Genomic DNA, 23,458 nt, shown 5'->3' with positions numbered 1-23,458 from the left:
TGTCTCGATGAGCACCGGGTCCGGATCCTTCGGCGAACCGCCGGGGACGGGTGAACACCAGCCACCGCGCGCGGGGGCTGCCAATGCTGCCGGTTCAAGGGACGACGGTACCTTCGCCGATGTCCTGAACGGCTTCACCCTGGATTCGGGCCGTGGTCGTCGGAAGCGCAAGAAGAGCAAGCAGTCCGAAGACGCCTCTGTTTCCCGGGTGGGCGGAGCACACGCCGCCGGGGAATCGGCAGTCCCGCAGCCGACCGATCAAGGAGACCGCGTGACCTCACTTGCTTCTCCACCCAACAGCGGCGCTGACGCCGTTGGGCCGAGACCAGGTGGTCTGTTCGACCCGGGCCCGCCGAGCGGCGAGTTCATCATGCCCGCCGTGTTCGAGCAGGCGCACTCACCGTTCGAGGAGACGGCGATCGTCCGTCCCTATGCCCTCACCGGCGGCCGGACCAAGGCGAACTACGCTCTCGAGCTGGAGACCCTCATCTCCACCAAGGACCACGTCGCCGCGGGTAGCCTCCCCTCGGTGGTCGCGGAGCAGATCGAGTGCATTTCGATCATCGAGGAGTGCCGGACCCCGCGTTCGGTCGCCGAGATCGCGGCGACCCTGCGAGTACCGCTGGGTGTGGCACGCGTGCTGATCAGTGACGCGGCGGACGCGGGACTGGTCAGCGTGCACAAGACGATTTCGGGCAATGACGGCGCCGAGGCACATCTGGTGTTGATGGAAAGGGTTTTGAGTGGACTCCGTCGGCTTTAAGGCACCGCGGGAAACCGCGCCCCCGACCATGACATCCGCGAAGATCGTCGTGGCGGGTGGCTTCGGTGCGGGCAAGACGACCTTCGTCGGTTCGGTGTCGGAGATCGTCCCGCTCACCACCGAGGCGATGATGACCGACGCCAGTCGGGGGATCGACAACCTCGACCAGACGCCCAACAAGTCGACCACCACGGTCGCGATGGACTTCGGCCGGGTCTCCCTCGACGCGGACCTGATCCTCTACCTGTTCGGCACGCCCGGGCAGCAGCGGTTCTGGTTCATGTGGGACGACCTCGTGCGCGGCGCGATCGGCGCCGTGGTGCTGGCCGACACGCGACGGCTGGCCGATTCGTTCGCGCCGATCGACTTCTTCGAGGACCGGGGCCTGCCCTACATCGTCGGGGTCAACACCTTCGACGGCGTCCTCGAGCACGACATCAACGACGTGCGTGAAGCGCTGTCGATCGACCCCAACATCCCGATCGTCCGGTGTGACGCGCGGGAGCGGGAGTCGACGAAGCAGACGCTGATCACGCTGGTCGAGTACGCGATGCGGCAGTGGATCGCGTTGCGCGCGAGCAACTCGAGGTGATCCTGACGGCGGCAGCGTAGGGGCTGCCGCCCCGGTTTCACTTCACCCGGTAGGTCAGCAGTACCGCACGTCCGTCGAACGTGCGCGTGCCGGTCAGCCGCAGATCCGTCCGGACGCCGCCCGGGAACAGCTGCTTGCCGCCGCCCAGCACCACGGGGTGCACGACGACGTGGATCTCGTCGACCAGGCCTCGGTCGGCGAACGCGGTGGCCAGTTCGGTCCCGCCCGTGAGCAGCAGGTCCTTGCCGGGCCTGCTCTTGAGCTCGGCCACGCGTTCGGTGAGGTCGCCACCGAGGACTTCGGTGTTCCAGTCCGCTTTCTCCAGCGTCCGCGAGAAGACGATCTTCGGCGTCTTCCGCCAGATCGGGGCGAAGCGAAGGTCGTGCGGGTGGTCCGAGATCGCCTCGGCCCGCGGCCAGTACGACGACATCATGTCCCAGACCCGGCGCCCGTAGACGAAGGTGTCGGCCCGGTCGACCAGTTCCTGGGAGTGCTCGGACAGTTCAGGGCCCATCGAAGGCCAGTCGAACTCGCCGTCCGGGCCCTCGATGTGGCCGTCGAGCGAGGTGTGGACGAAGTAGACGAGCTCGCGCATGGCGTTTCCCTCCGGTGTGGCGCCCGCCTTCCGGGCGCCGGTCACCAAGGGGTCGGAGCGGTCGCGGGGTTCTCGACATGCCCGGCCCGCGTCCAGAGGACTAAACGCGGTATTCGTCGTGCCGCTTCCACCAGTGCCCCGGCCCGTCCGTCCCGCGGCCGGACTCCTCCCAGGCTTCCTGCCGCCCGAACGGCGTCAGATCCAGGTACCGCAGCGTCCCCACCAGCTGGTCGCCGCCGCGATCGGTGGTGAAGTAGGTCCGGAACACCTCGTCGCCGTCGCGCAGGAAGACGCTGATCCCGAACTCGGTGTCGATGCCGCAGGCCGTGTTGAAGTCGCGGCCGGTCGAGACCCACGGGACGGTCCAGCCCATCCGCTCCTTGTACCGCTCGATCTCGGGCAGTGTCGCGGGCGCGACCACGGTCAGCGTCGTGTCGCGGGCGTGCAGGTGGGCGAGGTGACCGATGTTGTCCACGATCATCGAGCAGCCGGGGCAGCCCGCCTTCTGCCCGGGAGCGAGCATGAAGTGGTAGACGATCAGCTGACGTCGTCCCTCGAACAGGTCCAGCAGCGTCACCCGGCCCTGCGGTCCTTCGAACTCGTAGCCGCCGTCGAAGCGGACCATCGGCAGCCGACGGCGTTCGGCGGCGACCGCGTCCGCGGCGCGGGTGAGCGCCTTTTCCTTGGCCAGCAACGCTTCTCGCGCGCTCTGCCATTCGTCCTGCGAGACGATTTCCGGCAGTACCGTGGTCTCAGTCATCGCGATCGCCCTTCTGTAGTTCGGCCAGATGACTTTCCAGCCTGTCGAAGCCGCCGTCCCAGAACCGCCGGTACCGCTCGACCCAGTCGGCGATCTCGCCGAGAGGGCCGGCCTCCAGCCGGCAGGGCCGCCATTGCGCCGTCCGGCTCCGACTGATCAAGCCCGCGCGCTCGAGGACCTTCAGGTGCTTGGAGACGGCCTGGAGGCTGACCGGAAAGGGCTCGGCGAGCTCGTTGACGCTGGCCTCGCCGGTGGAGAGCCGGGCGAGGATCGCCCGGCGGGTGGGGTCCGCCAGAGCGGCGAACGTGGCGCTGAGCTGATCAGTGGTCATCTCTGCTCAATCAATCGGTTGTTTAACCTTTCGGTTGAATATACTGGTACGAGTTGATCTGTCAAGGACGAGTGAGAGCGCCGTCACGCGAGTGGATGGGTTTAAAATAGTCGGAAGTCCAAGTATTTTGGAGAGATGAGCAGCGACCTGCACCGGCCCGTGAACCCCGTTCGCTTCGTGACGGCGTCGAGCCTCTTCGACGGGCACGACGCGTCCATCAACATCATGCGGCGCATCCTGCAGTCGCAAGGTGCGGAGGTCGTGCACCTCGGGCACAACCGGTCGGTCGACGAGGTCGCCACCGCGGCCATCGCCGAGGACGTCCAGGGTGTGGCCATCAGCGCCTACCAGGGCGGGCACGTCGAGTACTTCAGCTACCTGGTCGAGCTGCTGAACGAACGCGGCGCCGGGCACATCAAGGTGTTCGGCGGCGGGGGCGGTGTCATCGTCCGCGAGGAGATCGACCTGCTGCACTCGCGGGGCGTCGCCCGGATCTTCTCGCCCGAGGACGGCTACGAGATGGGCCTCCCGGGCATGATCAACCTGATGATCAAGGCCTGCGACACCGATCTGTCCGCGGAGTCGCCCGGTTCGCTGGACAAACTGCTTTCGGGTGACATCCCGGCGCTGTCCCGCGTCATCACCCAGCTCCAGCGTGAAACCCTGCCGCGGGAGTGGCTCGACAAGATCGCCGAGTCCGCCAAGGCGCGGACGACGCCGGTGCTGGGCATCACCGGTACGGGTGGTTCCGGCAAGTCGTCGCTCACCGACGAGCTGATCCGGCGGTTCCGGCTCGACCAGGAGGACAAGCTCCGCATCGCCGTGCTCGCCGTCGACCCGTCGCGCCGCAAGGGCGGGGGAGCCCTGCTCGGCGACCGGATCCGGATGAACTGTCTCGACGGCAGCCCCGTCTACTTCCGCTCGCTGGCCACGCGGACCACCAGCGGCGAGATCCCCACCGGGCTTTCGGAGTCGATCCTCGCCTGCAAGGCCGCGGGCTTCGACCTCGTGATCGTCGAGACCCCGGGTATCGGCCAGGGTGACGCCGGCATCGTCGACTACGTGGACCAGTCGCTGTACGTCATGACGCCGGAGTTCGGCGCGGCGTCGCAGCTGGAGAAGATCGACATGCTCGACTTCGCCGACGCGGTGGCGATCAACAAGTTCGAGCGCCGCGGCGCCGAGGACGCCCGCCGCGACGTCGCGCGCCAGCTCGTCCGCAACCGTGAGGCGTTCAGCTCCTCGCCCGAGGACATGCCGGTCTACGGCACCAGCGCCGCCAAGTTCAACGACGACGGCGTCACCGCGCTCTACCAGCACTTGCGCGACACGCTCGCCGAGCGCGGCCTGACCGTCTCGCCCGGTGTGCTCCCGAAGGTGGCGGGCAAGGTGTCCACCGACGCCAGCACGATCATCCCGGCCAACCGGACGCGCTACCTCGCGGAAATCTCCGACACCGTCCGCGGCTATCACACCAAGACCGAGCAGCAGGTCGCCGCGCTCCGCAAACGCGAGCACCTCGCCGTCGCCAAAGAGGCGCTGGCCGAGGTCGACGCGAGCACCGACGCGCTCGACGGGCTGCTCGCCGCCGCCGAGTCCGATGTGGACGGTGAGTCGACGAATCTGCTGGCGCGCTTCGGCGAGCTCGCCGAGTCCTACCGCGCCGACGAACTGGTCGTGAAGATCCGCGACAAGGAACTGCACACCCAGCTCTGGCGCGAGACGCTGTCCGGCAACCGGATCCCGCGCGTGGCGCTGCCGCGCTACACCGAGTCCGGCGAGCTGCTGTCGTTCCTGCGCCGCGAGCACCTGCCTGGATACTTCCCCTACACCGCGGGCGTTTTCCCGTTCAAGCGCGAGGGCGAGGACCCGGCGCGGATGTTCGCCGGCGAAGGCGACCCCTTCCGCACCAACAAGCGGTTCAAGCTGCTCTCGGCCGACTCCGACGCGAAGCGCCTTTCGACCGCGTTCGACTCCGTCACGCTCTACGGGCACGACCCGCACACCCGCCCCGACATCTACGGCAAGGTCGGCACGTCCGGCGTCTCCATCGCGACGCTCGAGGACATGGAGGTGCTCTACGACGGCTTCGACCTGACGTCGCCGAGCACGTCGGTGTCGATGACGATCAACGGCCCGGCGCCGACGATCCTCGCGTTCTTCCTCAACACCGCGATCGACCAGCGGGTCGAGGCGTTCAAGGCCGAGCACGGCCGCGAGCCGTCCGAAACCGAGGCCGCCGAACTGCGCGAATGGGCGCTGCGCAACGTCCGCGGCACCGTGCAGGCGGACATCCTCAAGGAGGACCAGGGGCAGAACACCTGCATCTTCTCCACCGAGTTCAGCCTGCGGATGATGGCCGACATCCAGGAATGGTTCATCGACCACGGCGTCCGGAACTTCTACTCGGTGTCGATCTCCGGCTATCACATCGCCGAAGCCGGGGCGAACCCGATCTCGCAGCTGGCGTTCACCCTGTCGAACGGTTTCACCTACGTCGAGAGCTACCTCGCGCGCGGGATGAACATCGACGACTTCGCGCCGAACCTGTCGTTCTTCTTCTCCAACGGCATGGACGCCGAGTACTCGGTGCTGGGCCGGGTCGCCCGCCGGATCTGGGCGGTCGCGATGCGGGAGCGCTACGGCGCCAACGAGCGCTCGCAGAAGCTCAAGTACCACGTGCAGACCTCCGGCCGGTCGCTGCACGCGCAGGAGATGAGCTTCAACGACATCCGGACCACGCTGCAGGCGCTGTGCGCGCTGTACGACAACGCGAACTCCTTGCACACCAACGCTTTCGACGAGGCGATCACGACGCCGTCGGAGAGCTCGGTGCGGCGCGCGATGGCCATCCAGATGATCATCAACAAGGAATGGGGCCTGTCGAAGAACGAGAACCCGCTGCAGGGCTCGTTCATCATCGACGAGCTGACCGAGCTGGTCGAAGAGGCCGTCCTGCTGGAGTTCGACCGGATCTCCGAACGCGGCGGCGTGCTGGGCGCGATGGAGACCGGCTACCAGCGCGGCAAGATCCAGGACGAGTCGATCCTCTACGAACGCCAGAAGCACGACGGCACGCTGCCGATCATCGGCGTCAACACCTTCCGCAACCCGCACGGCGGCGAGAACGACGTCGAGGTCGAGCTGGCGCGGGCGACCGAGGACGAAAAGGTGTCGCAGCTGCACCGGCTGGAGGACTTCCAGCACCGGCACCACGCCGAGGCGCAGGTCGCGCTCAAGACGCTGCGCGAGGCGGCGACCCGCGGCGGCAACCTGTTCGGTGTGCTGATGGACGCGGCCCGGGTGTGCTCGCTCGGCCAAATCACCGAGGCGTTCTTCGAGGTCGGGGGGCAGTACCGCCGCAACGTCTAGGGCCGCGGGAATATAGCGGGGCGTGTTCGGGTAGTTGCAGAACATGGAGATCGGAATCGCCACCTTCATCACCGATGAAGGCATCAGGCCGGACGTCCTCGCAGCCGCCGCGGAAGAGCGCGGGTTCAGCTCGCTGCACATCGCGGAGCATTCGCACATCCCGGTCAGCCGGGAAACGCCGTACCCGGGCGGTGGCGACCTGCCGCGCGTGTACTACCGGACCTTGGACCCGTTCGTCGCGCTGACCGCGGCGGCCGGTGCCACCTCGACGCTCAAACTGGGCACGGGTGTCGCGCTGCTGCAGCAGCGCGACGTCATCCACACGGCGAAGGAGGTCGCTTCGCTGGACCTGGTTTCGCGAGGCCGGTTCCTCTTCGGTGTCGGCGTCGGGTGGAACAGGGAGGAAATGCGCAATCACGGCACGGATCCGCGGACGCGGGGCGTGCTCGTCGACGAGCAGCTCGCCGCCTTGAAGGAGATCTGGACCAAGGACGAGGCCGAGTTCCACGGCAAGCACATCGACTTCGACCCGATCTTCGCGTGGCCCAAGCCGGTGCAGAAGCCGCATCCGCCGATCTACATCGGCGGCGCGGGGGAGAAGGCGATGGAGCGGATCGCCAAGTACGGCGACGGCTGGCTGCCCCACGCCCACACCCCGCCGGAGGAACTCCGCCGGGCGCGTCAGTGGCTGGCCGACCAGGGCCGGAGCGACATCAAGTTCTCGGCCTTCGGCGCCACCCCGGAGGAGGACGCGCTGGGCAAGCTGGCCGAAGGCGGCGTCGACGAGGCCACGCTCTTCCTGCCGACCGAGCCCGAAGCGGCGACACTGGAGCGACTCGACCAGTACGCGAAGGTCGCCGAAAGCTTTCGAAAGGGGCAGCAGGCGTGACTGAGGTTCAAATCGGCTTGGCCGCGGCACTCGAGCAGTTCTCGCCGCGCGAGTCGATCCGGCTGGCCGCGCTCGGCGAACAGCACGGATTCTCCGGCCAGATGGCCGCCGACCACTTCCAGCCGTGGGTCCCTCAACAGGGTGAAGCTTCCTTTGTGTGGAGCGTGCTCGCGTCGCTGGCCGAGAACACCACCGGGGATCTCGGGCCGGGCGTGACCTGCCCGTCGTTCCGGCTGCACCCGTCGATGGTCGCGCAGGCCGCGGCGACGCTGGAAGCGACCTATCCCGGCCGGACCTGGCTCGGCATCGGCTCCGGCGAGGCGCTCAACGAGCACATCATCGGCGGCTACTGGCCCGAAGCGCCCGAGCGGGTGCGGCGGATGTTCGAGGCGCTCGAGGTCATCCGGAAGCTGTTCACCGGCAAGGACGTCAAGCACAGCGGCGAGTTCTTCAAGCTGCACACCACCCGGCTGTGGACGCTGCCGGACGAGCCGCCGCCGATCTACATCGCTTCGGCGGGCCCGTACACCTCGCGCAAGACCGGCGAGCTCGCGGACGGGCTGATCACGCCCGGCGCGTCGATCGAGAAGCTGGCGGGGATCCTCGACAACTTCGGGACCGGCGCGCGCAAGGCGGGCAAGGACCCGGACTCGATGCCGAAGCTGCTGCAGGTGCACCTGTCGTGGGCCGAGGACGACGAGACGGCGTGGGCCAACGCGATGGACCAGTGGCCCAACGGCGGCATGAAGTTCCCGAAGGCCGACATCCGCTCGCCGTTCGACTTCGCGCAGATGGCGAAACTGGTGCGGCGCGAGGACTTCGAGGGCCGCATGGTCGTCTCGTCCGACCCGGACGTGCACCGTGCGGCGCTGCAGAAGTACGTCGATGCCGGCTTCAACCGGATTTACGTGCACAACGTGGGGCGGAACCAGGACGCGTTCATCGAGACCTTCGGGCGGGACGTGCTGCCGAAGCTCACCGCCTGACCCCTCCAGCGCGCTATGAAAGGCCCGTTACTTGCAAATTTTGCAAGTAACGGGCCTTTCATAGCACGACGGGAGGGCGGATCAGCCGTTTTTGTCCAGCAGCAGGTGGACCGAGAGTTCCAGCCGGTTCGCCACGTCGGCGGCCGAAGCGCGGCGGGTCACCCAGGCGACCAGGTTCGCCATCCAGACGTCGGCGATGACGTGGAAGATGTCGCGGTCGGCCTCGGTCGGGTCCTCGATGCCCATGGCCTTGGCGAACATGTTCTCCATCAGCCGCCCGACCTGCTCGACCTCGGCGGCCGCGGTGGTGTCGGCGAACATGAACGCGCGGACCATGGCCTCGGTCAGGTGCGGGTCCCGCTGCATCAGCCGGGTGTTGCGGCCGAGGACGACCATGAGCCGCTCGCTCGGAGTGTCGCCGGGGATGGCCGCGCGCTCGAGTTTCTCCTGCGCGCGTTCGAATTCCCTGGCCAGCCCGGAGACGAGCAGGTGGATTTTCGAGGGGAAGTAGCGGTACAGCGTGCCGAGGGCGACGTCCGCCTTCTCGGCGACCGCCCGCATCTGGACCGCGTCGTACCCGCCCTTGGCGGCGAGGGTCAGGGTCGCGTCGATGATGCGGCGCCGCCGGTCGCGTTGTGCCGCGGAGCCGAGTTCTTCGCCGCCCAGGGCGGAGAGACCGTTGCCGCTTCGCGCCTTCGCGCTCGTGGGTGCCTTGGCCTTCCCTGGCATCGCCACGTCCCCCTTCATCGAACCGATCTTCGGAACTTGTTCCACTTTCCCCGCGTAGCGTACCTAAGCGGACGAACTGTTCAAGACGTGACCCACTGGGCAAGAAACTGTAACACGTTCTACACTCGCGGGTAGGTCCGGCGAGGAGGTCTCACCCGTGTCGATCGCGCTCACCGAGGAACAGGCGGCGCTGGCCGCGTCGATCCGGGCGTGGGCGGCTGCCGCCCGCCCCGTCGACGCCGTCCGAAGTGGCCGGATCGCCGAGTCGCCGCCAGGGCTGGCGGAACTCGGCTTGTTCGGCGTCGCCATCCCCGAAGACGTCGGCGGCGCCGGTGGCACGCTCGCCGATCTGGCCGCCGGGCTCGCCGAAGCCGCCGAGGCACTCGTACCCGGCCCTGTCCTCGGGACCGCGCTGGGCGGCGCGCTGCTCGCGACGGATCCCGTGGCCGCCAAGGAAATCCTGCCCGGTCTCGCGGACGGGACCGAACGGCTGGCGGTGGTGCTCGGCCCGGGTTTCCGTATCGCGGACTCGGTCGTCGACGGTGAGTCGGGACCGGCTCTCGACGTTCACCCGTCCGCATGGTTGCTGGTCTCCGACGGCGACGTCAGCGCGCTCATTCCACCCGGGACGTCCGGAGTGGACATCGAGCGGTGTGACCCCTTCGACGTGTCCCGCCCGGTCGGCCGCGTCCGCTGCACGGGCGTGCGGGCCGAAGCGGTCTTCGAGTCGCTTCCCGTGGACGCCTACGCCGCCACGCTCGGCGCCGCGGAAGCCGCGGGGATCGCACGATGGTGTCTCCGGACCGCCGTCGAGTACGCGAAAGTGCGAGAGCAGTTCGGCCGTCCCATCGGCTCGTTCCAGGCGATCAAACACCTTTGCGCGGAAATGCTCTGCCGGGCCGAAGCCACCGACGCTCTCGCGTGGGACGCGGCGAGGGCGGCTGACGACCCGGCGCAGCATCCCCTCGCGGCCGCGACGGCGGCGGCCTACGCCCTCGACGCGGCCGTCGCCAACGCGAAGGACTGCATCCAGATCCTCGGCGGCATCGGATTCACCTGGGAGCATGACGCGCACTTCTATCTGCGCCGTGCCGTGGCCCTGCGGCAGTGGCTCGGCCGTTCCGCCCGGTGGCGTCGTCGCGCCGCCGAACTCGCGCTGCGCGGCGACCGCCGGACGTTGCGCGTCGAGGTCGGCGAGGACGCCGAACTCCGTGCCCTGGTCGGCGAAATCGCCGCTCTGCCCGAGCCGGCACGACGTGTCGCGCTGGCCGATTCGGGGCTGCTGGCCCCGCACTGGCCCGCGCCCTACGGCCGGGGCGCGGCCGCCGCCGAGCAACTGCGGATCGACGCCGCGCTCGCCGACGGCGACGTCCGCCGTCCCGACCTGGTCATCGGCTCCTGGGCGATCCCGACGCTGCTGGAGCACGGTTCTCCCGAACAGCGGGACCGGTTCGCCGCGCCCACGTTGCGCGGCGAGATCATTTGGTGCCAGCTGTTCAGCGAGCCCGAAGCCGGCTCCGATCTCGCGTCGCTGCGCACGACGGCCCGGCGCGTCGACGGCGGGTGGCTGCTCAACGGCCAGAAGGTGTGGACGTCGCTGGCCCGCGAAGCCGATTGGGCGATCTGCCTGGCGCGCACCGATCCGGCCGCGCCGAAACACAAGGGCATCACGTACTTCCTCGTCGACATGAGCGCCGGCGGGATCAGCACCCGTCCGCTGCGCGAGATCACCGGCGACGCCGTCTTCAACGAAGTGTTCCTCGACGACGTCTTCGTCCCGGACGACATGGTCGTCGGCGAGGTCGACGGCGGCTGGCGGCTCGCGCGGACGACACTGGCGAACGAACGCGTCGCCCTCGGGAGCGGTTCCGCGGTCGGAGAAGGCGTCGAGAACCTGCTCGCCACGCTCGGGGACGACGCCGATCCGGAGAAACTCGGCGCGCTGATCGCCGACGGCAGCGCGTGTTCGGTGCTGGACCTGCGGGCGACGCTGCGGCGGCTCGACGGCCAGGACCCGGGAGCCGAGTCGAGCGTGCGCAAACTGCTGGGCGTCCGGCACCGGCAGGCGGTGGCGGAATTCGCGCTGGAGGCGCTCGGCGAGGACGCCCTCGTCGCCGGTGACCCCGCGCAGCACGAGTTCCTGCTGACCCGCTGCCTCAGCATCGCGGGCGGCACCACACAGGTGCTGCTGTCGTTGACGGCCGAGCGGCTGCTGGGACTCCCACGGTCCTGAAAGTCCCGGTCACGGCTCCGTGAAGTGCTATGAAAGGCCCGTTACTTGCAAAATTTGCAAGTAACGGGCCTTTCATAGCACCGCCGCCGGCCGGTTGTCGGTCCCGTGCTCTAGCGTGCGGGTCGTGGAGTTCGGCACAGGAACCCAAGCCATCTTCGTCCCCTCGGATCCCCCGCGGGACGGCGTGCTGGCGCTCTGGGGAGACGGCGTAGCGGGTGACACCGCGATCGAACTCGTGCTTCCGGCGGGCAAGGAGAACAAGGTCTTCCGGCGCACGAAGGTCGACGCGGCGCTCGTCCCGTTGTCACGCGCGATTCCGCGGCTGCTGACCGCCGAGGGCGAGCTGAGCCCGGCCATCGCCGCGTGGTCGGCCGCCGCCGAGGCCGGGGTGAACCTCATCGCCCGTGGCAGGTTGCTGCCCGCGGCCTCACCCGGTGGGGTGGATTCGTGGCGGGTCGGCCCGCTCGACGTCGCCGACGAGGAACTGCTGCGCGGGCTCGCCGCCGCGCTGCCACCCGAGGCGCACGCGCTGCCGTTGTCCGGGCTGAAACGGATCCGGCTGCATTCGCCGGAGTCGCTGATCCGCGCGCTCTGGGACGCGACGGCGGACGTGCTGGTGCGCACGCCCGCCGCGAGTGTCGCCGCCGGTGGTCCGGCGTTCGCCTCGGCCGAGCCGACGCTGGTCGGGCCGGACGGTGCCGCGTGGCTGGCGGAACTGAACGCCCGTCAGGCCCAGGGCGCGCGTCTCATCCTGCGCATGGAGGTGCACGAGCCCGAGGACCCTGAGGAAGAGCCCACTTTCGCCGCGGTCCTCGCCGTGCGGAGCACCGCCGACCCGAGCCTGATCGTCGAGGCGGCGACGCTGTGGGACGCGCCCGAAGCCGTGCTGGAGCGGATGGGCGAACAGGTCGAGACGCAGTTGCTGCTCGGGCTGCGGCGAGGCGCCAGGGCGTGGTCGCCGCTCGGCCGCATGCTGCGGTCGGCCGCGCCGACCGAACTGGCGCTGGAGTACGACGAGGTCGTCGACCTGCTGACCCACGGCGACGCGGCGCTCGGCGGCGCCGGCATCGAGGTGCAGTGGCCGAAGGACCTGTTCTCGGGCGAACTCAAGGCCAAGGCGAGCGCGACGCAGGCACCGGGCAGTGTCACCGGCCCCGAGTTCACGCTCAAGAGCCTCTTGCAGTTCCGCTGGCGGCTGAGCCTCGGGGACGAGGAACTCACCGACGACGAGGTCACCGCGCTCGCGGAGGCGAAACGGCCGCTGGTGCGGCTGAGGGGCAAATGGATCAAGGTCGACGCACGCTTGATCGCGAAGGTGCGTGCTCACCGGGCGAAGAAGCTGTCCGGGGCCGAGGCGCTGGCCGCGGCGCTCACCGGTGAACTGGAACTGGACGGCGAAAAGGTCGAGTTCACCGTCCCGTCCGCGCTGGCGGGGCTGCTGCAGCGGATCCGTGACAGCGCCGCGGAACCGATCGAGCAGCCCGCCGAACTGCAGGCCACCCTGAGGCCGTACCAGAAGGCGGGCCTCGCCTGGCTGGCGACGATGACCGGGCTGGGTCTGGGCGCCTGTCTCGCCGACGACATGGGGCTGGGCAAGACGATCCAGCTCATCTCCCTGCATCTGCACCGCCGCCCGCGCGAGGAAGGTCCCACGCTCGTCCTGTGCCCGACCTCGTTGCTGGGCAACTGGGAACGCGAGTTCGCCCGGTTCGCGCCGGACATCCCGGTGCGCCGGTTCCACGGCGGCGGGCGCCATCTCGACGAGGTCGCGTCCGACGAGGTCGTGCTCGCCACGTACGGCGTCCTCCGCCGGGATCGCGAAACACTGTCCGAAGTGGACTGGGGGATGATCGCCGCCGACGAGGCGCAGCACGTCAAGAACCCGCTTTCGGTCACCGCCAAGGAACTGCGGAAGATCCCGGCCGCCGCGAAGGTCGCGCTGACCGGGACGCCGATGGAAAACCGCCTCACCGAACTGTGGTCCATCATCGACTGGACGACGCCGGGACTGCTCGGCTCGCTCGACGGGTTCCGCCGCAAGGTCGCGCGCCCGATCGAACGCGACCGGGACACCGCCGTCACCGAGCGGCTCGCCGCGACCGTGCGCCCGTTCCTGTTGCGCCGCAAGAAGACCGATCCGGACATCGCCCCGGAACTGCCGCGCAAGACCGAGACCGACCGGTTCGTCCCGCTCACCGCCGAGCAGACGACGCTGTACGAGGCCGTCGTCCGGGAGAACCTCGCGATGATCCGCGAACTGGACGGAGTGGCCCGGCGCGGGCAGGTGCTCAAACTGCTCACCGAACTCAAGCAGATCTGCAACCATCCCGCGCAGTACCTCAAGGAACCCGGCGTGCTGCACGGCCGCTCCGGCAAGCTCGCAGCCTTCGAGGAACTGCTCGACGTCATCCTCGACGAGGGCGACAGCGTGCTCGTGTTCAGCCAGTACGTCCAGCTCTGCCGCCTGCTGGAGAAACGCCTGGCCGAACGCGGGCTGCCGACGATGCTGCTGTCCGGGTCGAGCACGCCGGCGGCCCGCGAGGAGATGGTCTCCCGGTTCCAGGCGGGCGAGGTGCCGGTGTTCCTGTTGTCCCTCAAGGCGGGCGGTGTCGGGCTCAACCTGACCAAGGCCACCCACGTGATCCACTACGACCGCTGGTGGAACCCGGCTGTGGAGGACCAGGCGACCGACCGCGCGTACCGGATCGGGCAGGACAGGCCGGTCCAGGTGCACCGGCTGATCGCCGAAGGCACGCTGGAAGAGCGCATCGCCACGATGCTGGAGACCAAACGCGGACTGGCCGACTCGGTCATCGGCGCGGGCGAGAACTGGATCACCGAACTGTCCGACGACGAACTCACCGACCTCGTCCGGCTCGGGGAGACCTGATGCCGAGCGCGACCGGGCGGAAACGGCGCACCTTCGGCAACACGTGGTGGGGCCAGGCGTGGGTCGAAGCACTGGAGGACCGCGCCAAACTCGACCCGAACCGGTTGCCGCGCGGGCGTACGTACGCGCGCAAGGGGACGGTCAGCAAGCTGATGGTCGGCACGGGCGAGGTGACGGCCTGGGTGCAGGGCAGCCGCGCCGTGCCGTACCGGGTGACCATCCACATGCTGGCGTTCACCGAGGCGCAGTGGGAGAGCCTGCTCGGCATGGTCGGCTCACGGCTGGGGCACGTCGCCGCTCTCCTCGACGGCGAATTGCCCGGTGAGCTCGCCGAGGACGCCCGGGCCGCCGGCGCGGATCTGCTGCTGGGCCCCGGCGACCTGCGCCCGAAGTGTTCCTGTCCCGACAGCGCGAACCCGTGCAAACACGTCGCCGCGGTCTACTACCTGGTCGCGGACGAGGTCGACGCCGATCCGTTCGTGCTGTTCCTGCTGCGCGGCAGGCCGAGGGAGGCCGTGCTCGCGGAACTGCGGTCCCGCCGGGCTCCCGCGAGAGAGCAGGGCAAGCGGGTGCGTGCCCCCGCCGCGCCCGGGGTCGACCCGAAACGCGCCTACACCCGGAGGATCGCCGCGTTGCCCCCGCGGCTGGCCGTCCCCGGCACGGTCGGGCCGCCCGCGGTCCTCGACGTCGATCCGCCGCACCGCACGGGCTGGAGCAGCGACACGTTCGCGGAACTGGCGGCCGACGCCGCCGCGAGGGCCTGGGAGCTGCTGGTCATGGGGCCCGAGCGCGAAGTGGAGCTGACGTTCGAGGAAGACCTCGCGCGCCGGGCGGCGGCGAGCGATCCCGGCGTCGTCGCCGAGCTCGCCGAGGCCGCGGGGGTTCCGGTCCGGGACCTCGCCGTCTGGGCTCAGGCCTGGCGCGAGGCGGGCCGGGGCGGGATGGCGGTGATCCGGGAGGTCTGGCGGCCGGGGCAGGCGCCGCTCGCGCAGGCCAAGGCGGACTTCGCCGAATCGGGACTGCCGGGGGAGCCGAAGGTCTGGCGGAACCGGATCACCCAGGGCGACCTGCAACTGCGCTACGGCCGTGACGAGCGCTGGTACCGCTTCGTGCGCGACGGCGAGGGCTGGCGGGTCGACGGCCCGCCGTCCACGCGGCCGACGGACGTGATCTACCCGCCCTGACCTCGACGGAGGGAGCTGCGATAGCTCCATTCCAGGAACCGCTCCACCCCGCGGACCACATGGGCGCTGCGGATCGAGGGGAAGACGTCGAAAGCGTGCTGCGCGCCGGAGATCTCGGCGTACGCGACCTCACGCTGGGACTTCTCCCGCAGGCGGCGCACGAACTCGCGGGCCTCGCCCACCGGCACCAGCGAGTCGTGGACGCCGTGGATGACGAAGAACGGCGGCGCGTCCTCGGTGATCCGGTCCAGCGGTGACGCCGCGATGTAGTCGTCGAGGAAGTTCACCGGGTCCTTGTCCGCCTCGAAGACGTGCCGGGCGATCAGCGTCTTCAACCGCGTCTGGCTGGAGCGCCGCCCGCTGGTCGCGGCGAAGTCGTACACGCCGTAGTGCGGCGCGCACGCCTGGATGCTCGTGTCTGCCTCGGTGAAGCCGGGCTGCAGCGCCGGGTCGTTCGCGGTCAGCGCCAGCAGCGCCGCGAGATGCCCGCCCGCCGAACCTCCGGTGACGGCGACGAAGGACGGGTCGCCGCCGTAGGACTCGGCGTTGTCCCGGATCCAGGCCAGCGCGCGTTTCGCCGCGATGATGTGCGCGGGCCACCGGGCGGCGGGGGAGAGCGGATAGTTGATCGCGATGCAGAGCCAGCCGCGTTTGGCCATGTGCAGCATCAGCGGCAGGCCCTGCTGGTCCTTGTTGCCGATCACCCACGCGCCGCCGTGCACCTGCAGCAGGATCGGCGCGCCGGCGACCTTCTTCCGCGGGGCGTAGATGTCGAGCAGGAACCGCTTCCCGCCGGGCGCGTAGGCGATGTTGCGTTCGCGGCGCACCTCCGGGTCGCGCATGCGGAACGGCATGGCCAGCTGGCCCCACGGCGTCGCGAGGTCGGTCGGGCTCGGCGGATGCTCCAGTTCCTCGGTGTAGGCCGTGCCGATGCCTTCGGTCAGCGCCGTCTCGATCTCGCCGCGGGCCCGCTGGGACTGCGCGATCAGCGCGCCGAGACCGGCCGCCGACGCGGCCGCCAGCGCGAGACCGGCCTTGCTCGATCCGCCCCGGTGACGCGCGACGTGCGCGGCCGCGTCGGCCGCGGTGACCGCGAGCAGATGCGGGGCGAGCTCCCCGGTGAGCCAGCCCGCGAAGAACGCCGGAACCGCCGTCCTGGCGCCTCTCGGCGGCTTCAACGCGTTCGCGGCGAGCGCGAGCTGGAGTGCCTGTCGGACGACGAAACTCGGCTGCATGGACACCGATCCTACCGCCGGGTGACCGCCTAGAACCCGTTGCAAAGTTCACTTAAGGTGATTCTTATGCGGAGATTGAGTGGTCTGGACGCGAGTTTTCTTTACCTGGAGACGCAGGCCCAGGTCCTGCACGTGTGCGGACTGCTCATCCTCGACCGTTCGACCATGCCCGGTGGCTACGATTTCGAGCGCTTCAAGGAGAAACTGGCCGAACGGGTCGGGCTGATCCCGGCATTCAGGCGCAAGCTGCACAATCCACTCTGGAATCCGACCCACCCCGTCTGGGTCGAGGACGAGGATTTCGACCTCGAGGCCCACGTTCACCGGATCGGCGTACCGGCGCCCGGTGACCGGCGCGAACTGGCCGAACTGTGCGCCCACATCGCGGGACAACGGCTGGACCGCGCGCAGCCGCTCTGGCAGTTGCACGTCATCGAAGGCCTGGCCGGCGGCGAGATCGCGGTCCTGCTGAAGATGCACCACGCCAGCGTCGACGGGGTCAGCGGCGCCAGCCTGATCACCTATCTCGCCGGGCTCGAACCGGACGCCCCGCCGCCGGAGATCGCGCGGGACGAACGCCACAACGGGGGCGTTCCCGGCAGGCGCGCGTTGCTCGGCGCGGGGCTGACGTCGTTCGTGAAACGCCCGGCCGAGGTGGTGAAACTGCTGCCCGACCTGCTCGGACTCGTCCCGAAATGGCTCGGTAAAGCGTTGCAGGGCAAGGGAATGCCGGTCCCGTTCACCGCTCCGCGCACGTCGTTCAACGGGACGATCACCGCGCACCGCAGTGTCGCCTACGCCTCCCTCGACCTCGACGAGGTCAAACGGATCAAGAACGCCTTCGGGGTGACCGTCAACGACGTCGTCCTCGCCGTCGTTTCCGGTGCCCTGCGGCGGTTCCTGCGGGACCGGGGCGAGCTGCCGGAAGACCCGCTGGTGGCGACCGTGCCGGTGTCGGTGCACGAACGCACCGAGCGTGAGCACGGCAGCAACAAGGTCTCGGCCTTCTTCGCGTCGCTGCCCACCCATCTGGAGGATCCCGCCGCGCGCGTGTTCATGCTCGCGGAGTCGAACCGGCTGTCCAAGGACCACCACCACGACATCGACGCCGACATGCTCCAGGACTGGGCACAGTTCTCGGCGGCGACCATGTTCGGTCTCGCGGTCCGCGCGTATTCCGCGCTGCGCCTGGCCGAACGGCATCCGGTGGTGCACAACCTGGTGGTGTCCAATGTGCCCGGTCCGCCGATGCCCCTGTACCTGCTGGGCTGCCGGATCACCGGGCTCTACCCGCTCGGGCCGGTGTTCCACGGCGCCGGGCTGAACGTCACCGTGCTGTCCAACGCGGGCCGGGTGGACGTCGGCCTGCTCGGCGCCCGCGAACTCACCGGCGACCTGTGGCCGCTCGCCGACCACTTCCCCGATGCTCTCCAGGAACTCCTCAAGGCCGCTCCTTAGCGAGGGGTTGCCGTTCGGCCGCCTTCCGGATAAGACTAGAACAGGTTTCAGTATTGTGCCCGTTCGCCCCGGTGAGGAGCCAGTGTGGACTTCCAGTTCGACGAGACGCAGACCGAGGTCACCGCGCTGACCGCGCGCGTGCTCGGCAAGGAGCGCGAACCCGCCGAGACGTGGCGCACGCTCGCCGGCTCCGGTCTGCTCGCGCTGGCGCTGCCCGCCGAACTCGGCGGTGACGGCCTCGGCGTGGCCGAGGTCGCCTTGGTGCTGACCGAGCTCGGTCGCGTCGCCTCACCGACGCCCGCGCTGGCGTCGCTGGCCTTCGGGGTCCTGCCGGTCGCGGCGCTCGGCGGCCCGGACCAGCGTGCGGCCCTGCTCCCGCCGGTCGCCGCGGGCGAATCCGTGCTCACCGCGGCGCTCCACGAACCTTCCACGCCGTTCGCCACCCGGCCCGCGAGCGTGGCCGAGCCGGCGGGGGACTGGCGGCTGAGCGGGGTCAAGGTCGGCGTCCCGTTCGCGGCGGAGGCGACCCGGATCCTGACGCCGGTCTCGATGCCCGGCGGTACCGGGGTCTTCCTGGTCGATCCCCGGGCGGACGGCGTGACGCTGACGCCGACGAGAACCTCTTCCGGCACCCCGGACTACACGATGACGCTCGATTCCTTGACCGTCACCGACGCCGACCTCCTGAACGGCCCCGGCCCCGGCGAAGCGATCGCGGCCCTGCACCGGTTCGCGCTCGCGGGCATCGTGGCGTTCGGCGACGGCCTGCTCGCCGGCGCGCTCGCGCTGACCACCAAGCACGTCGGCGAACGCGAGCAGTTCGGGCGCCCGCTGGCGGCGTTCCAGGCGGTGGCGCAGCAGATCGCGGACGTCTACGTCGCTTCGAGAACCGTCCAGCTGGCCGCGCGGTCGGCGGTCTGGCGGCTCGCGGCGGGGCTCGACGCCGAGGCGGATCTCGACGTCGCGGCGTACTGGCTGGCGGAGGAGGCGCCCGGGGCGCTGGCCGTCTGCCATCACCTGCACGGCGGGATCGGCGTGGACGAAACGTATCCGCTGCACCGGTTCTCGTCGGCGGTCAAGGATCTGGGACGGACGCTCGGCGGCGCCTCGCATCGGCTGGCCGCCTTGGGCGAACTGGTGGCGGGGTGAACCGATGCTGATCGAACTGACCGCGGCGCAACAGCAGTTGCGCTCCGAACTGCGCAAGTACTTCGCCGGGCTGGTGAGCGCCGACGAGCGGCGCGCGATGCTGCGCGAGCGGCACGGACCGGTGTACCGCGAGATCGTCCGGCGGATGGGCCGGGACGGCTGGCTCGGCGTCGGCTGGCCGGAACAGTACGGCGGCCGGGGTTTCGGCGAGATCGAGCAGCACCTCTTCGTCGACGAGGCCGCCCGTGCCGACGTCCAGTTGCCGTCGGTGACCTTGCAGACCGTCGGGCCCACGTTGCAGGCGTTCGGCACCGAAGAACAGAAGTCCTTCTTCCTGCCCAAGATCCTGGCCGGTGAGATCCATTTCGCCATCGGCTACACCGAACCCGACGCGGGCACCGACCTCGCGTCGCTGCGGACCACCGCCGTGCGCGAGGGCGACGAGTACGTCGTCAACGGCCAGAAGACCTTCACCACCGGCGGGCACGACGCCGACTACCTCTGGCTCGCCGTGCGGACCGCGCCGGACGCGCCGAAGCACAAGGGCATCTCGATCCTCATCATGGAGACCCGTGATCCCGGCTACTCGTGGACGCCGATCATCACCTGCGACGGCGCGCACCACGTGAACGCCACGTACTACTCGGATGTCCGGGTCCCCGCGAACATGCTGGTGGGCAAGGAGAACGAGGGCTGGCGGCTGATCACCACCCAGCTGAACCACGAACGCGTCATGCTCGGCCCGGCCGGTCGCATCGGCGGGCTCCACGATCGCGTCCGCGACTGGGCGGCGTCGAGGAAGACGCCGGACGGCACGCCGTTGACGCAGCTGCCGGACGTCCGCGGCGTCCTCGCGGAAACCTGGGCGACGGCCAGGGTCAACGAACTGCTGAACTGGCAGGTCGCGGCGTCTTCGGCGACCGGGCCGGTGGCGGTGGCCGACGCCTCGGCCACCAAGATCGTCGGTTCCGAACGCATCCAGCGCCTGGCGAGGAGGCTGGAGGAGATCGTGGCACGGCACGGCGATCAGGCCGACACCGAGACGGCGGAACTGGCGCTGTGGCTGGACGTGGTGGCCAAACGCAATCTGGTGCTGACCTTCGGCGGCGGCGTCAACGAGATCCAGCGCGAGCTGATCGCCACCGCCGGGCTCGGCTTGCCGAGGGTGCCGCGATGAGCATCCAGGAAGCGGCCGAACGCATCGCCGCACAAGGGGAATCCGCGCCGAGGGCGGCCCGTGACGCGGTCAACCAGGCGATGGTGAACAACTGGGTCGAAGCCATCGGCGACCGCAATCCCGTCTATGTCGACGAAGAGTTCGCCGCGAAGAGTGTCCACAAGGGACTTGTCGCACCGCCCGCGATGGCGCAGGTGTGGACGATGGGCGGGCTGCACTGGACGAGGGCGTCGGACGATCCGCTCGGCGCGATGATGGAGGTGCTCGACGAAGCCGGGTTCACCTCGGTCGTCGCGACCAACTCCGAGCAGAACTACCACCGCTACCTGCGGCACGGCGAGCGGGTCGAGGCGACCGCGAAACTCGAGAGCGTCGTCGGGCCGAAACGCACCGCGCTGGGCGAAGGCTGGTTCGTGACGACGAAGACCACTTGGTACGTCGGCGAAGAAGCCGTCGCGGACATGGTGTTCCGGGTACTCAAGTTCCGCCCGCCGGATGCGGAGCCCGCCAAGGCGGCGGCACCCGTACTGCGGCCGGTGATCAGCAAGGACACCGAGTTCTTCTGGGCCGGACTGCGCGAGGGCGAACTGCGGATCCAGCGGTGGGGCGAGACGCTGCGGCATCCGCCCGGCCCGATGCCGCCGGACGGCGACCTCGGCGCGAAGCCGGATCACGTCGTGGCGTGCGGGCGGGGAACGGTCTACAGCTACGTGGTGCACCACCACCCGAAGGTCCCCGGCAAGGACCTGCCGTTCGTGGTCGCGCTCGTCGAGCTGGAAGAGGGTGTCCGGGTGATGGGCGAGCTGCTCGACGCCGACCCCGAAGCCGTCCACATCGGACTTCCGGTGGAAGCCGCCTTCGTGAAGGTCGACGAGGAACTGACCTTGCCCGCTTGGAGGGTCGCGCGATGAAGGACTGTGCCGTCGGCACCGAGTTGCCGCCGCTGACGATCGAGGCCACCCCGACCTTCGTGGTGAGCACCGCGCTGGCGACCCGGGACTTCCAGGACGTCCACCACGACCGGGACGCCGCCGTGCGACGGGGATCGAAGGACATCTTCCTCAACATCCTCACCGACACCGGTCTGGTGCAACGGTTCGTCACCGACTGGGCGGGGCCGGAGGCGTTCGTGCGGTCGATCAAGATCCGGCTCGGCGTGCCCTGCTACGCCTACGACACCTTGACCTTCACCGGGCGGGTCACCGAACGCGACGGCGACGACGTGGTGATCTCCGTGTCCGGTGTGGACAGTCTCGGCGAACACGTGGTGGGCACCGTCGCGATCACCCTGGGAGGCGAGTGATGACCCTGTCCGGGAAGGCGGCGATCGCCGGTATCGGCGCGACGGAGTTCTCCAAGGATTCCGGGCGCAGCGAGCTGCGATTGGCGGCGGAGGCGGTTTCGGCGGCGCTGGCCGACGCGGGGCTCAAGCCGTCCGATGTGGACGGTCTGGTCTCGTTCACCATGGACGGCAACAGTGAGATCTCGGTGGCCCGCGAACTCGGCATCCCCGAACTCAAGTTCTTCAGCCGGATCCACTACGGCGGCGGGGCGGCGGCCGCGACCGTGCAGCAGGCCGCGATGGCCGTCGCGACCGGTGTCGCGGACGTCGTCGTCGCGTACCGGGCCTTCAACGAACGGTCCGGGATGCGGTTCGGCCAGGTCTCCTCGGCCGCGGCGGGGCAGGTGAACTCCTCCGGCGTTGACAACGCGTTCCACTACCCGATGGGAATCGCGACGCCCGCCGCGACCGTCGCCATGCTCGCCCGGCGCTACATGCACGAGTACGGCGCGACCAGCGAGGACTTCGGCCGGATCGCCGTCATCGACCGCGCCCGCGCCGCGACCAACCCGAAGGCGTGGTTCCACGGCAAGCCGATCACGCTCGAAGACCATCAGGCGTCGCGCTGGGTCGCCGAACCGTTGCACCTGCTCGACTGCTGCCAGGAGAGCGACGGCGGGGTCGCGCTCGTGGTCACCAGCGCCGAACGCGCGCGCGACCTGCCGCACCGGCCCGCCGTGATCGCGGCGGCCGCGCAGGGGAGCGGCCCGGACCAGTACGTGATGACCAGCTACTACCGCGACGACCTGCCCGCGCTGCCCGAGATGGGGGTCGTGGGACGGCAACTGTGGGCGCAGTCCGGGCTCGGACCGGGCGACATGGACCTCGCCGTGCTGTACGACCACTTCACCCCGTATGTCCTGATGCAGCTGGAAGAACTCGGCTTCTGCGGGAAGGGCGAGGCCAAGGACTTCATCGGCGGGGGCACCCTGGAACTCGACGGGAAACTGCCGCTCAACCCGCACGGCGGGCAGCTGGGGGAGGCCTACATCCACGGGATGAACGGGATCGCCGAAGGGGTCCGGCAGGTGCGGGGAGACGCCGTCAACCAGGTCGACGGGGCCGCACGGGTGCTCGTGACCGCCGGAACGGGCGTACCTACGAGCGGACTGGTCTTGACCGCTGGGTGAGATCACCTCAATGCCCGCTGGTGTACTAGAGCGGTACCTGCCACGGTGAGGGGGAGACCGGCTGGGAGGCACCATGTCTGGACCAATCGTCGTCGCGTGGACGCTGACCGCGGCGTTCGCGGCCTTGGTCCTGCCGTGCGTGCTGAGACTCGTCCGATTGGACTACGGACGCCACGGCGCGTCGGTCCGCAACGGTGATCTGGCCGAGCTGCTGCTCGTCGTCGCCATGGTCGCGATGCTGTCCCCGGTCGGCGGCCCCATTCCCGCCGCCGGCTGGCAGGCGGTACTCGCGCTGACGGCGGGCTGGTTCGCCGTCTCGTGGTGGAAGGGGCGGCGGTCCGGGCACGCGGCGTGCGGGCACCACGCCGTCTCCGCCGCGGCGATGCTGTTCATGGTGACGTTCATGCCGCACAGCGAGGTCTCGCACGGACCGTGGCTGGTGATGTCCGGCCCCGGCACCACCTCGGCGCTGTGGCTTTCCCTCATTTTCGGCGCCGTGGCCGCGTATTTCGCGGTGGACGCCATCCGCGCGGGTGTCTCGGCCGCGCGGGGCGACACGGGCGCGGGCCAGGTCTCACGCCGGGTGTGCCGGGTCGTGATGGGGCTGGGGATGGGCTACATGCTGCTGGGAGCGGCCGTCTGA

General features: G+C 69.5%; 20 protein-coding genes. 15 read left to right on the top strand and 5 right to left on the bottom strand.

Features of this window, described 5'->3' with window-relative positions:
* Nucleotides 1-7 precede the first annotated feature (7 nt).
* Nucleotides 8-763, top strand: a complete 756-nt coding sequence (locus ACLJPX_RS24705; protein ID WP_410602166.1) for a DUF742 domain-containing protein — start codon at nucleotides 8-10, stop codon at nucleotides 761-763.
* 28 nt (nucleotides 764-791) lie between these two features.
* Entirely contained in the window at nucleotides 792-1,355 is a 564-nt protein-coding gene (locus ACLJPX_RS24700; protein WP_101606490.1) for a GTP-binding protein, read from the top strand.
* 37 nt (nucleotides 1,356-1,392) lie between these two features.
* Here the strand turns inward: ACLJPX_RS24700 and ACLJPX_RS24695 are convergent, their stop codons facing one another.
* The 3 genes from ACLJPX_RS24695 to ACLJPX_RS24685 all read right to left on the bottom strand — a co-directional run bounded on the left by ACLJPX_RS24695 (nucleotide 1,393) and on the right by ACLJPX_RS24685 (nucleotide 3,041).
* Nucleotides 1,393-1,950 (bottom strand): dihydrofolate reductase family protein, encoded by a 558-nt coding sequence (locus tag ACLJPX_RS24695; protein ID WP_101606491.1) that lies wholly within the window; start codon nucleotides 1,948-1,950, stop codon nucleotides 1,393-1,395.
* A gap of 100 nt (nucleotides 1,951-2,050) precedes the next feature.
* Nucleotides 2,051-2,710 (bottom strand): DUF899 domain-containing protein, encoded by a 660-nt coding sequence (locus tag ACLJPX_RS24690; protein WP_410602163.1) that lies wholly within the window; start codon nucleotides 2,708-2,710, stop codon nucleotides 2,051-2,053.
* The gene (locus ACLJPX_RS24685) at nucleotides 2,703-3,041 is read right to left on the bottom strand and encodes an ArsR/SmtB family transcription factor (RefSeq protein ID WP_410602161.1); all 339 of its coding nucleotides are present in this window, start codon (nucleotides 3,039-3,041) and stop codon (nucleotides 2,703-2,705) included. The genes ACLJPX_RS24690 and ACLJPX_RS24685 overlap by 8 nt, the downstream gene beginning before the upstream one ends.
* Before the next feature lie 135 nt (nucleotides 3,042-3,176).
* Here ACLJPX_RS24685 and icmF point away from each other — a divergent pair, with 135 nt between their 5' ends.
* From icmF to ACLJPX_RS24670, 3 genes are read left to right on the top strand one after another with little or no spacing between them, the layout of a single operon-like run.
* Nucleotides 3,177-6,413: a fused isobutyryl-CoA mutase/GTPase IcmF gene (gene icmF, locus ACLJPX_RS24680; RefSeq protein WP_410602160.1), complete on the top strand. Its 3,237-nt coding sequence runs from the start codon at nucleotides 3,177-3,179 to the stop codon at nucleotides 6,411-6,413.
* A gap of 43 nt (nucleotides 6,414-6,456) precedes the next feature.
* Nucleotides 6,457-7,302, top strand: a complete 846-nt coding sequence (locus tag ACLJPX_RS24675; protein WP_410602158.1) for an LLM class F420-dependent oxidoreductase — start codon at nucleotides 6,457-6,459, stop codon at nucleotides 7,300-7,302.
* Entirely contained in the window at nucleotides 7,299-8,288 is a 990-nt protein-coding gene (locus ACLJPX_RS24670) for a TIGR03557 family F420-dependent LLM class oxidoreductase (protein ID WP_410602157.1), read from the top strand. Before ACLJPX_RS24675 ends, ACLJPX_RS24670 begins: the two co-directional genes overlap by 4 nt.
* An 81-nt stretch (nucleotides 8,289-8,369) precedes the next feature.
* Here the strand turns inward: ACLJPX_RS24670 and kstR are convergent, their stop codons facing one another.
* Complete coding sequence (gene kstR, locus ACLJPX_RS24665) at nucleotides 8,370-9,017, bottom strand: cholesterol catabolism transcriptional regulator KstR (protein ID WP_101613050.1); 648 nt, start codon at nucleotides 9,015-9,017, stop codon at nucleotides 8,370-8,372.
* 157 nt (nucleotides 9,018-9,174) lie between these two features.
* On the opposite strand from kstR, the gene ACLJPX_RS24660 reads away from it, so the two are divergent.
* The 3 genes from ACLJPX_RS24660 to ACLJPX_RS24650 all read left to right on the top strand — a co-directional run bounded on the left by ACLJPX_RS24660 (nucleotide 9,175) and on the right by ACLJPX_RS24650 (nucleotide 15,324).
* On the top strand, nucleotides 9,175-11,250 hold the full coding sequence (locus tag ACLJPX_RS24660; RefSeq protein WP_410602156.1) for an acyl-CoA dehydrogenase family protein: 2,076 nt from the start codon (nucleotides 9,175-9,177) through the stop codon (nucleotides 11,248-11,250).
* Between the two features lie 115 nt (nucleotides 11,251-11,365).
* Nucleotides 11,366-14,140, top strand: coding sequence for a DEAD/DEAH box helicase (locus ACLJPX_RS24655; protein WP_410602155.1), 2,775 nt, complete (start codon nucleotides 11,366-11,368; stop codon nucleotides 14,138-14,140).
* On the top strand, nucleotides 14,140-15,324 hold the full coding sequence (locus ACLJPX_RS24650; protein WP_410602154.1) for an SWIM zinc finger family protein: 1,185 nt from the start codon (nucleotides 14,140-14,142) through the stop codon (nucleotides 15,322-15,324). Before ACLJPX_RS24655 ends, ACLJPX_RS24650 begins: the two co-directional genes overlap by 1 nt.
* On the opposite strand, the gene ACLJPX_RS24645 is transcribed toward ACLJPX_RS24650, so the two are convergent.
* A complete protein-coding gene (locus ACLJPX_RS24645; RefSeq protein ID WP_410602153.1) occupies nucleotides 15,312-16,559 on the bottom strand; it encodes an alpha/beta hydrolase fold domain-containing protein in 1,248 nt (415 codons plus the stop codon). The genes ACLJPX_RS24650 and ACLJPX_RS24645 overlap by 13 nt on opposite strands.
* 66 nt (nucleotides 16,560-16,625) lie before the next feature.
* On the opposite strand from ACLJPX_RS24645, the gene ACLJPX_RS24640 reads away from it, so the two are divergent.
* The 7 genes from ACLJPX_RS24640 to ACLJPX_RS24610 all read left to right on the top strand — a co-directional run bounded on the left by ACLJPX_RS24640 (nucleotide 16,626) and on the right by ACLJPX_RS24610 (nucleotide 23,458).
* The gene (locus ACLJPX_RS24640) at nucleotides 16,626-18,017 is read left to right on the top strand and encodes a WS/DGAT/MGAT family O-acyltransferase (protein ID WP_410602152.1); all 1,392 of its coding nucleotides are present in this window, start codon (nucleotides 16,626-16,628) and stop codon (nucleotides 18,015-18,017) included.
* A gap of 84 nt (nucleotides 18,018-18,101) precedes the next feature.
* Nucleotides 18,102-19,166 carry an acyl-CoA dehydrogenase family protein gene (locus ACLJPX_RS24635; protein ID WP_410602151.1) on the top strand — a complete coding sequence of 355 codons (1,065 nt, stop codon included), beginning with the start codon at nucleotides 18,102-18,104 and terminating at the stop codon, nucleotides 19,164-19,166.
* Between the two features lie 4 nt (nucleotides 19,167-19,170).
* The gene (locus ACLJPX_RS24630; RefSeq protein WP_410602150.1) at nucleotides 19,171-20,343 is read left to right on the top strand and encodes an acyl-CoA dehydrogenase family protein; all 1,173 of its coding nucleotides are present in this window, start codon (nucleotides 19,171-19,173) and stop codon (nucleotides 20,341-20,343) included.
* The gene (locus ACLJPX_RS24625) at nucleotides 20,340-21,254 is read left to right on the top strand and encodes a bifunctional MaoC family dehydratase N-terminal/OB-fold nucleic acid binding domain-containing protein (RefSeq protein WP_410602149.1); all 915 of its coding nucleotides are present in this window, start codon (nucleotides 20,340-20,342) and stop codon (nucleotides 21,252-21,254) included. Before ACLJPX_RS24630 ends, ACLJPX_RS24625 begins: the two co-directional genes overlap by 4 nt.
* Nucleotides 21,251-21,646 (top strand): MaoC family dehydratase, encoded by a 396-nt coding sequence (locus ACLJPX_RS24620; RefSeq protein WP_410602148.1) that lies wholly within the window; start codon nucleotides 21,251-21,253, stop codon nucleotides 21,644-21,646. Before ACLJPX_RS24625 ends, ACLJPX_RS24620 begins: the two co-directional genes overlap by 4 nt.
* On the top strand, nucleotides 21,646-22,815 hold the full coding sequence (locus ACLJPX_RS24615) for a lipid-transfer protein (RefSeq protein ID WP_101606505.1): 1,170 nt from the start codon (nucleotides 21,646-21,648) through the stop codon (nucleotides 22,813-22,815). The genes ACLJPX_RS24620 and ACLJPX_RS24615 overlap by 1 nt, the downstream gene beginning before the upstream one ends.
* 73 nt (nucleotides 22,816-22,888) lie before the next feature.
* Nucleotides 22,889-23,458, top strand: coding sequence for a DUF5134 domain-containing protein (locus ACLJPX_RS24610; protein ID WP_410602147.1), 570 nt, complete (start codon nucleotides 22,889-22,891; stop codon nucleotides 23,456-23,458).

The sequence above is a fragment of the Amycolatopsis sp. lyj-90 genome (assembly GCF_046549035.1).
Classification (GTDB): Bacteria; Actinomycetota; Actinomycetes; order Mycobacteriales; family Pseudonocardiaceae; genus Amycolatopsis.
The sequence above is the reverse complement of the archived record's forward strand: the minus strand, read 5'-3'. Positions and strand labels throughout refer to the sequence as shown.

Excerpts from the sequence above, each read along its gene's own strand:
- ACLJPX_RS24615 (WP_101606505.1), top strand. The coding sequence starts at position 21,646 with ATGACCCTGTCCGGGAAGGCGGCGATCGCCGGTATCGGCGCGACGGAG.
- ACLJPX_RS24695 (WP_101606491.1), bottom strand. The coding sequence starts at position 1,950 with ATGCGCGAGCTCGTCTACTTCGTCCACACCTCGCTCGACGGCCACATC.
- ACLJPX_RS24690 (WP_410602163.1), bottom strand. The coding sequence starts at position 2,710 with ATGACTGAGACCACGGTACTGCCGGAAATCGTCTCGCAGGACGAATGG.
- ACLJPX_RS24685 (WP_410602161.1), bottom strand. The coding sequence starts at position 3,041 with ATGACCACTGATCAGCTCAGCGCCACGTTCGCCGCTCTGGCGGACCCC.
- ACLJPX_RS24625 (WP_410602149.1), top strand. The coding sequence starts at position 20,340 with ATGAGCATCCAGGAAGCGGCCGAACGCATCGCCGCACAAGGGGAATCC.
- ACLJPX_RS24650 (WP_410602154.1), top strand. The coding sequence starts at position 14,140 with ATGCCGAGCGCGACCGGGCGGAAACGGCGCACCTTCGGCAACACGTGG.
- icmF (WP_410602160.1), top strand. The coding sequence starts at position 3,177 with ATGAGCAGCGACCTGCACCGGCCCGTGAACCCCGTTCGCTTCGTGACG.
- ACLJPX_RS24705 (WP_410602166.1), top strand. The coding sequence starts at position 8 with ATGAGCACCGGGTCCGGATCCTTCGGCGAACCGCCGGGGACGGGTGAA.
- ACLJPX_RS24610 (WP_410602147.1), top strand. The coding sequence starts at position 22,889 with ATGTCTGGACCAATCGTCGTCGCGTGGACGCTGACCGCGGCGTTCGCG.
- kstR (WP_101613050.1), bottom strand. The coding sequence starts at position 9,017 with ATGCCAGGGAAGGCCAAGGCACCCACGAGCGCGAAGGCGCGAAGCGGC.
- ACLJPX_RS24645 (WP_410602153.1), bottom strand. The coding sequence starts at position 16,559 with ATGCAGCCGAGTTTCGTCGTCCGACAGGCACTCCAGCTCGCGCTCGCC.
- ACLJPX_RS24630 (WP_410602150.1), top strand. The coding sequence starts at position 19,171 with ATGCTGATCGAACTGACCGCGGCGCAACAGCAGTTGCGCTCCGAACTG.
- ACLJPX_RS24620 (WP_410602148.1), top strand. The coding sequence starts at position 21,251 with ATGAAGGACTGTGCCGTCGGCACCGAGTTGCCGCCGCTGACGATCGAG.
- ACLJPX_RS24640 (WP_410602152.1), top strand. The coding sequence starts at position 16,626 with ATGCGGAGATTGAGTGGTCTGGACGCGAGTTTTCTTTACCTGGAGACG.
- ACLJPX_RS24675 (WP_410602158.1), top strand. The coding sequence starts at position 6,457 with ATGGAGATCGGAATCGCCACCTTCATCACCGATGAAGGCATCAGGCCG.
- ACLJPX_RS24700 (WP_101606490.1), top strand. The coding sequence starts at position 792 with ATGACATCCGCGAAGATCGTCGTGGCGGGTGGCTTCGGTGCGGGCAAG.